Source organism: Streptomyces colwelliae (assembly GCF_048158785.1).
In the GTDB taxonomy this organism is placed as follows: Bacteria; Actinomycetota; Actinomycetes; order Streptomycetales; family Streptomycetaceae; genus Streptomyces.
The window spans coordinates 1-892 of sequence record NZ_JBLTJC010000838.1 but is presented as its reverse complement, the minus strand read 5'-3'; the positions used below and the strand labels follow the sequence as shown (position 1 = coordinate 892).

1 protein-coding gene is annotated in these 892 nt (G+C 75.6%); it reads left to right on the top strand.

All coding sequences use genetic code 11. The features are described from left to right. On the top strand, positions 1-892 hold an 892-nt coding region (locus ACNFOC_RS54710), incomplete at both ends, for a beta-ketoacyl-[acyl-carrier-protein] synthase family protein (RefSeq protein WP_416966357.1).

Below are 892 nucleotides of genomic sequence, written 5' to 3'. Positions count from 1 at the left end.
GTGGTGGTCACCGGGCTGGGGGCCGTCACGCCGCTCGGGGTCGGGGTCGACGAGTTGTGGCGGGGGCTGCTCGACGGTCGGCACGGGATACGGGAACTGGAGGGCGAGGAGTTCGCGGAACTGCCCGTGCGGGTGGCCGGGACCGTGCCCGTCGATCCGATGGAGCTGCTGCCGCGTCAGGCGGCGCGGCGGATGAACCGGGCCGCGCAGTTCGCGGTGCTGGCCGCGCGGGAGGCGTGGGGTGACGCCGGTTTCGTGGCGGGCGGCACGCGGGAGAGCGGGCTCGATCCCGAACGGGTCGGGGTCAGCCTCGGCGCGATTCTCGGGGACGCGTCCGTGCTCGTCGGCGGCGACCGCAAGCTGCGCGACAAGGGGCCGCGCGGCGTCTCACCGCTGACCACCCCCATGACCGTTCCGTCGCAGGCCGCGTCCCAGGTCTCCCTCGACCTGCACATCACCGGCGAGGCCCGCACGGTCACCGCGGCGTGCGCCTCCGGCACTGAGGCGATCGGGGCGGCCATCGACCGCATACGGTACGGCCGGGTCGACGTCGCCCTCGCGGGCGGGGCCGAGGCGGTCGTCACGCCGGCGATCATGGCGTCGTTCGCGGCGATGCGGGCGTTGTCCACGCGGGGGCTGGCGGACGGTTCGTCGCCGTCACGGCCGTTCGGGAAGGACCGGGACGGATTCGTGAACGGGGAGGGTGCGGGGGTGCTCGTCCTGGAGGCCGAGGAACACGCACGCGCGCGTGGAGCGCGGATCTACTGCGAGGCGGCGGGGTGGGGGCTGTCCGCCGACGCGCACCACATGGCGGCGCCGGATCCGTCGGGCGCCGGGGTCGCACTCGCCGTGCGGCGGGCGGTGCGGGACGCGGGCGGGCATGTCGTGGACG